This window comes from Bradyrhizobium sp. 62 (assembly GCF_023073035.1).
In the GTDB taxonomy this organism is placed as follows: Bacteria; Pseudomonadota; Alphaproteobacteria; order Rhizobiales; family Xanthobacteraceae; genus Bradyrhizobium.
In genome coordinates this window covers 183,276-191,544 of the sequence record NZ_JADPIT010000011.1, presented here as the reverse complement: position 1 = coordinate 191,544, position 8,269 = coordinate 183,276, and the positions used below count along the sequence as shown (strand labels likewise).

The 8,269-nt window shown below is 65.7% G+C and carries 6 protein-coding genes and 1 pseudogene; 1 reads left to right on the top strand and 6 read right to left on the bottom strand.

Features of this window, described 5'->3' with window-relative positions; all coding sequences use genetic code 11:
* Positions 1 to 791 (bottom strand): DUF1522 domain-containing protein (locus IVB47_RS07605; protein WP_247460800.1); only part of this gene is annotated, 791 nt, incomplete at its 3' end.
* Positions 792 to 1,110: 319 nt separating this feature from the next.
* Between IVB47_RS07605 and flbT the strand changes: the two genes are divergently transcribed.
* Positions 1,111 to 1,551: a flagellar biosynthesis repressor FlbT gene (flbT, locus tag IVB47_RS07600; protein ID WP_027566886.1), complete on the top strand. Its 441-nt coding sequence runs from the start codon at positions 1,111 to 1,113 to the stop codon at positions 1,549 to 1,551.
* Between the two features lie 101 nt (positions 1,552 to 1,652).
* Here the strand turns inward: flbT and IVB47_RS07595 are convergent, their stop codons facing one another.
* From IVB47_RS07595 to IVB47_RS07575, 5 genes and pseudogenes are all read right to left on the bottom strand, one after another.
* Entirely contained in the window at positions 1,653 to 3,149 is a 1,497-nt protein-coding gene (locus tag IVB47_RS07595) for an aspartate aminotransferase family protein (RefSeq protein ID WP_247460798.1), read from the bottom strand.
* On the bottom strand, positions 3,146 to 4,399 hold the full coding sequence (locus tag IVB47_RS07590; protein WP_247460797.1) for a hypothetical protein: 1,254 nt from the start codon (positions 4,397 to 4,399) through the stop codon (positions 3,146 to 3,148). The genes IVB47_RS07595 and IVB47_RS07590 overlap by 4 nt, the downstream gene beginning before the upstream one ends.
* A gap of 1 nt (position 4,400) precedes the next feature.
* Positions 4,401 to 6,050, bottom strand: a complete 1,650-nt coding sequence (locus IVB47_RS07585; RefSeq protein WP_247460796.1) for a hypothetical protein — start codon at positions 6,048 to 6,050, stop codon at positions 4,401 to 4,403.
* Positions 6,040 to 6,822, bottom strand: a complete 783-nt coding sequence (locus IVB47_RS07580) for a hypothetical protein (protein ID WP_247460795.1) — start codon at positions 6,820 to 6,822, stop codon at positions 6,040 to 6,042. Before IVB47_RS07580 ends, IVB47_RS07585 begins: the two co-directional genes overlap by 11 nt.
* Before the next feature lie 71 nt (positions 6,823 to 6,893).
* Positions 6,894 to 8,269 (bottom strand): annotated as a pseudogene (locus tag IVB47_RS07575) (flagellar hook associated protein); the annotation flags it as partial.

The window sequence follows — 8,269 nt, the reverse complement described above, 5'->3', positions numbered from 1 at the left end:
GCGGTCAACAGATCGGCGACGGTTGCAGTCGGGGTGCCTGCGGTGCCGAGATAGACGGTGGAGTTGCCGCTGCCGTCGGTGACGAGGTTGCCGCTGACGCCCGAACCGGACGCAACCGCGGTCGAGGCCGGCGCAGAGCCCGTACGGAAGGTGATGGTCTTGCCGTTCACCGTCAGCGTGTCGCCGTCGGCGGGCTGGGCGTTGGTGGCCAGGCCGGTTGCAGTCGTGCCGTTGGTGGCGATCAGGGTGATGGCGCCGGTCAGGGCCGTGGTGCCGTCGCCGGCCGTTCCCGCAGTGCCCGTGAACGAACCGATGGTGGCGCCGACCGTCGTGGTGCCGCTCGCCGCCGTGGTGCCGCCGGCCGCGCCGCTATAGACGACGTTGCTGCTGGCAGTCGCGCTGGCGAAGCTCGTGGTGCCGCGCAGGTCGGCCGCCGTTGCACCCGCGATCGAGGCGGAGACGTTGGACTTGGTGGAATAGCCGACGGTGGTCTGCAGCGCCTGGTTGGCGATCGACTTGGCGCTGTCGATCAGCTTCTGCAGCGAGGTGATGCCGGTGTTGGCGGCCTGCAGCACCTGCACGCCGTTGGCGATGCCGTCGAGCAGATTGTTGATGTCGCTGGCGCGGTTGTCGAGCGACTGTGCCGTGAAGAAGTTGGTGGGATTGTCCAGGGCCGAATTGACGCTCTTGCCGGTCGACAGACGGCTTTGGGTGGTGGCGAGAAGATCAGCGGTGGACTGGAGGGAGAGCAGGTTCTGACGAACCGAGGAGGAGAGAACGATACCGGACATTGGGTGTTACCTTTCTGGTAAACGACGCTTACTGTTACGCGTCTGCATGGATCGAGTGACCCAGCGACCGGCGGACCGTGGGGCGGAGTCCTCTAACGAAACATGAAATGAAATCGGCGCTTTTGCTGAGTCGGCGCGCGATTCGGCCCATTCGCACACTCGCGACGCCACGCAGCCGGGCGTTTTTGGCCTTGATATGATTGAGTTTTTCCGCGGCATCGGCCGGGATTTACAACTCGTTAACTAGTCTTGATGGAGTATTGCGCCCTGATCCGCCGCAACACACGCTCGGTTACGAAAGCGTTGATGGAGAACAGGCATGGCCCTCAAGGTCGAGCTCAGACCGCACGAACGCATCATCGTCGGTAACTGCGTAATAACCAACACCGACCAGCGCGCCCGCCTTCTGATCGACGGCGACAACGTGCCGATCCTGCGCGAGCGCGACATCCTCACGCCGGAGACCGCCGACTCGCCCGCCAAGCTCGTCTATCTGGCGGTCCAGCTCATGTACATCTCGCCGGATCCACAGACCCAGCACGGCACCTATTTCAACCTGGTGCGCGACATCGTCACCGCGGTGCCGAGTTCCTGGCCGATCATCGAGGGCATCAACAACAACATCCTCAACGGCGACCTCTATCGCGCACTGAAGGATGCCCGCAAGCTGATCGCCTATGAGGAGAAGCTGCGCGGCCAGTTCGAGGCCACCCATCCCAAGGCCGAAGCGGACAAGGACGACGTCAGCACCGCCGCCTGATCCCACGCGTTCGCGGGCCCACGCCGCGCGAACGACCGACCTGAAACGATAACGGCCCCGGATCGCCTCCGGGGCCGTTCTCGTTTCAGATATGCATCGAGCTACTGTGCCGCGAGCGGCGGCGCCTCGACTTCGATCACTCCCCCGCTCCGGCGTCCGCCGAATTCCAGCACGGCCGCGACAAGCGCGTCGATGTCGGACTCGTCGGTACGGTGATTGACGATCGCGGCGCGGATCGCAAACCTACCGTCCAGCGTCGTGCTCGAGGGCGCCGCGATACCGGACTCCTGGATGTCGGCGACGGTCTCGCGATTGACCTCGTCGGCAGCGCGGTAACGGAAGCAGACGATGTTGAGATTGACCGGCGCCAGCAATTCCAGCCGCGGCTCAGCGAGAATGCGCGTCTCCAGATATTTCGCCAGCGCACAGCTTCGCGCAATCACCGCACCAAGCCGATCGGTGCCGAACGTCTTCAGCGTGAACCACGTCTTCAGCGCACGGAAGCCGCGCGACAGATCGGGACCGAGATCGCAGGGCCAGATCGCGCCGGCCGCAAGTCCCCTCGCCTCGCGGCGCAGATAGGCCGCGGGCTGCGCAAAGGCCTGCCGATGCTGCTCGCCGTCGCGCACCAGCAGGAAGCCGGCGTCATAAGGCACCTGTCCCCATTTGTGGAAGTCGAGCGCAATGGAATCCGCAAGCTCGATGCCACCGAGCAGCGGCGCAAGCTCGGGCGACAGGATCGCGAGCGCACCGAAGGCGCCGTCGACGTGAAACCAGATTCCTTTCTCGCGGCACAGCTGCGCGATCGCCTTGAGATCGTCGACCGCGCCGATATCGACCGTACCGGCGGATGCGACGACCAGGAACGGTTTGAATCCGACCTCGCGATCGATCGCGATCTGCGCACGGAGCGCGGCAACGTCCATGCGATGATCGGCATCGACGCCGATCTTGCGCAGCGCGTCGCTGCCGAGCCCGGCGATGTCCATCGCCCTCGAGACGCAGCCATGCGCGGCCTGCGACGTATAGGCGGTGAGAAGCGCACCGTCATTGCCGACGCCGTACTGCCGCGCCAGCGTGCCGAGCGCGCTCGTACGTGCCACCAGTACTGCCATCAGATTCGCCATCGACGTGCCCGTGACGAAGATGCCGCTCGCGCTTTCCGGGAAGGCGAACAGGCGGCGCATCCAGTCGACGACCTGGCGCTCGACCTCGATCGGCATATGGTCGCGGCCGCCGAGATTGGCGTTGAGGCCTGCCGCGAGCATTTCCGCGACCATGCCGACCGCGGTGCCGCCGCCGTGCACCCAGCCCATGAAACCGGGATGGACGTTCCCGGTCGCATAGGGCGCGACATGTTCGGAGAAGTCGCGATAGACGTCGGCGAGATCACTCGCCTCGCGTGGCACGTCGGCCTTGAATGCCGCACGAACGCCGTCGGGGATCGGCTGCCACACCGGATGCGCGCGAACGTTGGCGATGCCGTCGATCGTCTCGTCAAGCATGCGATGGGCGAGCGCGCGAAATTCGCTCCAGTCCTGCGGATCGAGCGAAGTGTGCGTGACGGAGCTTTGCGGGTTGCGGATGATCTCGTTCATGCTGCACTCTCCTCACCCGCTCTTGCATGCCGCGACAGCATCGCCGTGAACGCCGCGAAGATCTTGCGCATCTGCGGTGGCTTGTACGGAAACACGGCCGGCGGATCCATGTTGTGCACGACGGCGGTGTTGTCGGCTTCGAAGACCAGCAGCTCGCGGTTCTGGTTCTCGGCGCAATCGACGATGAAGTAATCGAGGCCGACGCGCCTGCTCATTTCGTCCAGCGCGATTTTGTGGCGCGCAGCGAACGCATGGTCGAAGTCGAGCATGAAGACGGCTTCCTCGGCCCGCTTCTCCTCGCTGAACGCCATGAAGGCGTTCAGATACCAGATGTCCCAGCGATCGGCGATCGCCATGTGACATGCATAGGGTTTGCCGTCGACCATGGCGAGACGATATTTGCGGTAGAGTCCGTCGGAACTCGCATAGTCGACGAAGCGCGCGACGAAGAAGTCCTGCTCTTGCCGCTCGGCAAGATAAGCCGCGAGCGCCACCGCGTCGTCGAGCTTGGCAAGCCCGACGCCGGCATGCGTGCCGCGCGGCCGCACGATCATCGGAAAATGCAGTTCGCCCGTGATCTCCTCGCAAACGATTTTGCCTTGCGAAAGCTCCGACAATTGCGCGCGCGTCGTGGGGGCGGTCACGGGAATGTCGAGACCGGGCACGCCCGCCAGCAACCGATACAGCTTGTCGCGATCGAGATTACCGATGAGATCGGGGCGATTGAGCAGCGGCCTCGGCCAGTGTGGCGCGGCCTTCTCGATCAGCGCGAGCGCCTCCCGGCACTCCTCGGAATCTGACGCGATCACGATGGCGACGTCGTGCTCGGGCAGAGTCTCCGGCAGGCCGATGCACTTGACTACGTAGAGCGTCAACAGCTCGATGTCGGAGTCTTCAATCAGGAAGTCGATCGGCGTGTTGCCGCCCATGTCGATATCGGCGGCGAGCGCGAGCACGCGCAACCGGGGTTTTGCAGCAGCGCAAGGCGTACGAAACAGTTGATGGAAGGAGAGCACCTCGGTCTGGATCACCAGCCCGGCCTCTTTCTCGCCGAGAAGCTGGGCAATCAGCGAGAGATCGAGGCCTTCGCCGGCCTCCGCCGTCCCCTCCTCGATCCGCGCCAGCAGCCGCTCGCGCAACGGATGCAGGTCGCCGCCCTCAAAGGCGCGGCGCGTCAACTGCGCAAAGCCGATGCGGTCGGCATGGTTCGGCGCGGTCACACCGCTCGGCGCGGAAACTGGAAGTTGCATCTCACACCTCGAACGCGGACTTTGCCGGCACGGCCGCAACCGCGCCACGGTCAAGCAGCAGCTCGATCTTCACCAGCACATGGGCGATGCGATCGAGAACCTGCTGCACATTGCGTTGCGCCTGCATTGTATCCGGCGACCACGCCTCGGTCACCAATCGTGCGCCGACGCAGAGGCGCAACACGGCCTGCGGCGCGCTGTCCTGCCGCTCCAGTCGGACCGGCTGGCCGACGAGACAGCGCTGGGCGGCCACTTGCCGGTCCGCCGCGCTGCCGCTGATCTCCTCGGCCATGTCGCACGCCAGCGCCCGATGCACGGCGCTGGTCTCGGCGATCGAGACCGGCTTGCCGCCGCGCAGCAGCGTGAACGGAAAGATCGTGGCTTGTGCGAATTCCTCGTCGTCCGCGCCTGACTTCTCGATCGCGGTGGGAACGGCGCGAAGCGACGGCGACAACGCGATCATGCTGTCGATGCCGGCTGCAAGCTCGGCCAGCATCCTGGCGCGGAAAGCCCCGGGCACGGCGTAGTAGCTGCCGATCTCGGCCAGCGCGGCCTCCCAGCGCAGCCATTGACCGAAATTCGGCCGGCGCTCGAAGCGCGAGCGTAGCGTCGTCCACGCCACCGGCCAGTCGCAGCGGCCGGCATAATCGAAGATGCCGGGCGCGATCCCGCCCATCCGGTCGATCGACCGCGACAGGCCTTTCGGCAGCAGCAGCGCACCGCTGAAGGCGGGCCCGCCGAAGAATTTCGAGCCGGTGATCAGTACCATGTAACCCCGGTCGAGATAGGCGCGCAGCCGCCGGCGGCCGAGCCGCGCCTGACAGGCATCGACGACGATTTGAACCTTGCGCGGCCAGCGCCGCGCGATCTCATCGAGACAGGCCTCGCTTGGAGCGCGCCAACCGAGTTTTGACGAATCCATGATCTGCAACAAAACGCGGCGGCCTTGCGCGAGGCTGGTCTCGACCGCGCGCAGCACCGCGGCATCGGCATCGGTGCGCATCGCAATGCCGGCCGCCATGTCGATCAGCGGCACAGCAATGCTGTCGCCGGCGAGCCCCGTTACCGCGCCGTCCTTGCGCACGGCCATGCCGCCTGCGGTCATCGTGCTGAAATGGTGGCCGCGTGCAGTATGCGGCGTCCCGCTTCCGGTCTGGTCGGCGCCGACCACAATCGTCACCGGCGCCGCGCCGAGCACTGCGCGCGCCACGAACAGGGCGTGAAGCTGGGAGTCCGTGCCGGACGGCGAGAACACGACGTCGATGCGCGACGAGAGCGCAAGGTGGCCGCGCAGCTCCTCGCGGATGTCCTCGCAGCGGGCGTCGAAGGCGATTTCGACCTCGTCGAACAGGCACTTGTGCATCAGCTCTTCGCGCGCCAACGCGGCACGGTCATAGGCCATCTGCGAGATCGTCGACGCGGTTGCGGAGGCGAAATTCCAGAGCTCCGGCTCCGGCGAAGCCGCGCAGCCATAGGCGTTGACACGGTCGTTCGGATCGAGCGCCAGCCGCGGGTCTCCGCCGGAGGCGAGCAGCGTATCCAGCGGTGTGAAGAGATCGCGCAGGCGATAGCGCGAGCCGCCGTCGGACGCGCGCTCGCTGGCTGACAGACGGGATGCGCCGGCGCTCATCCCGAAAGGCTCACGCCGCATCGGCCGCCGCCGCGGGCGCCGGTGCGAATTGCGAGGTGATGTCGCCGTGGAACACCGACGGTCCGACGTGATCGAGCGAGCTCTGGATGTCGGCCCAGATCTCGCCGCCGATGTCGGTCCAGCGCTTGCAGAAGGCGAAGTCCTCGGACAGATAAGTGCCGGTCGCCGCATCGATTATGCATTCGAACAAGGCAAACCGGTTCTGGCTCGCCGCCAGCGTATCGTGCGAATGCTCGCGGAAGAATTGCAATGCCGCGTAGTTCGGATGGCGGCACATCGCCTCGAGCACGGAGCGCCGGATCATCAGGAAGCCGGTGCCGGCGTAGCGCACACGGGTGAATCCGTTCACCACCACGATGCGATCGGGGTCCTCGATCTCGAGCACGTAGTCGAGGGATGCGGCCGGCACGTCGGCGCGGCCGGACTGGATCGCCCGCGCGGCCTTGTCCCAGTTGATCCGCTTGATCGGATAGCAGCCGGCGACGACGTCCGCGCCGCACTCGATCAGCCGGAACACCTGCTCCGGCCTGAAGCCGATGTCGGCATCGATGAACAGGAAATGCGTCGCTTCGGGATCGTCCAGGAACATCGCGGCCAGATTGGCCCGCGCGCGCGTGATCAGCGCATCGCCGTCGCGCAGCAGCACCTTGAGCTCGAGATTGGCCATGCCGTGCACGGCGCGCTGGAGCGCGAAGATCGAGCTCGCATAGATGCTCGTCACCTGCCCGCCGAAACATGGCGTGGCCACCACCAGTTTCATCTTCTCCGACATCGTCAGCTCCGCCCCGCTGCAATCCTCACCAAGAGGTAAAGAGGCATGGTTAACGGCGCCTTAACGCCCGCTTACAGGAACTTGACGAGCGAGAGCTGCGCGAGGTTCGAGGTCACCTGGTAGGACGCCTGGAGTGCATTCTGGAGCGACAGGATCTCGCTCGCAACTTGGTCCGGCGGCGCCGATTCCGCCTGGTCGATGATAGTCTGGAGCTGCGCCTTGGCCTGGGTCTGGCGCGTACCCGCGTCCTTCATGGTGTTCTGGGCCATCGCGATGTCGGTCTGGATGTCCTCGATGCGCTGCTGGCCGGGCTGCTTGGTCAGGGCCTGCGTCACCCGCAGGCTCAGTGCGGCGACCTGCCCGCCCGAATACTGCCCGGTCGGCGAGGTCGAGAACGTCCCGAACACGGCGACTGCCTGCAGCTCCTTGCGGATCGCGTCCTCGTTCGCCTGCGCGCCATACTGCACCGTGACGGAATCGTCGACCCGGGCCATCGCGGTGGAGCGCGGCGAGCCGGGGCCGTCATTGCCCAGGTACCATTGCACGGTGGTGGCCGAGCCGTTCACCAGCGTCGTCGCCGAGCCGAGGGGCGACGAGCCGACGCGCAGCGGAGCCTTTGCCGCCGTGACCGGGGAGGTCGTGAAGCCGAGCGCCGCGAACGCCGTGCTGTTCGAGCTCGTGATGTTGAGGCTCCCGGGATCGTCCGTGTTGATCGTGATCACGCCGCCATGGATGGTCGACGGCTTCGTGGTGCCGGTGATCTGATCGATCTTGCCAAGCAGAGTTGTGATGTTGTCCGTGATGTTGATCTGGTTTGGGCCGCTGGCGCCCGAGGCGACAAAAGTCAGCGTCTGACCGTTCACCGTGATCGTATCGGGATTAACGGCAGGCGGACCCGCCGACCCCGCCTGGAACGCCGCTGAGAGGACTTCCGGGCCGCCCGTGGTCGCAGTGCCGCTCAGCACAGTTGAACCGGTGATCTGAGGCGTCGACGCCACGCTGCCGCGCGTCACGCTGCTGAGACCGAGCGCCGTGGCCGCCGCGCCGCCGGTGACCGCCACGTCCGTGCCGGTGCCGGTCGCGATCTGGATATTGCCGCCGGCGCTCAGAGTCACGTTGGCGGCGGGGATGCCGGCGGCAGTCGCGATTGCATTCAAGATATCAGACACCTTCGCGGCGCTGCCCGAAGCCAATCCGATCGTGGTATTGCCGCTAGCCGTCGTGACAGTGGTGACGTTAGGGTCGAAGGTAATGGTATGGGCGCCGCTCGCGCCGGTGATGGTCAGGGTGGTACCGGTCGGAGCGTTGGCGAGCGCGTTGAGAATGGTCCCGTTGAGATGGGGTGTCGCCGAAGAATCGAGCGACGTGGTCGTAGACGCAATCGCCAATGCGCTGTCCTGCAACGCGACCGAGCCCGTCCCGGTCGTCGAGGTATAGGAGCGCAGAT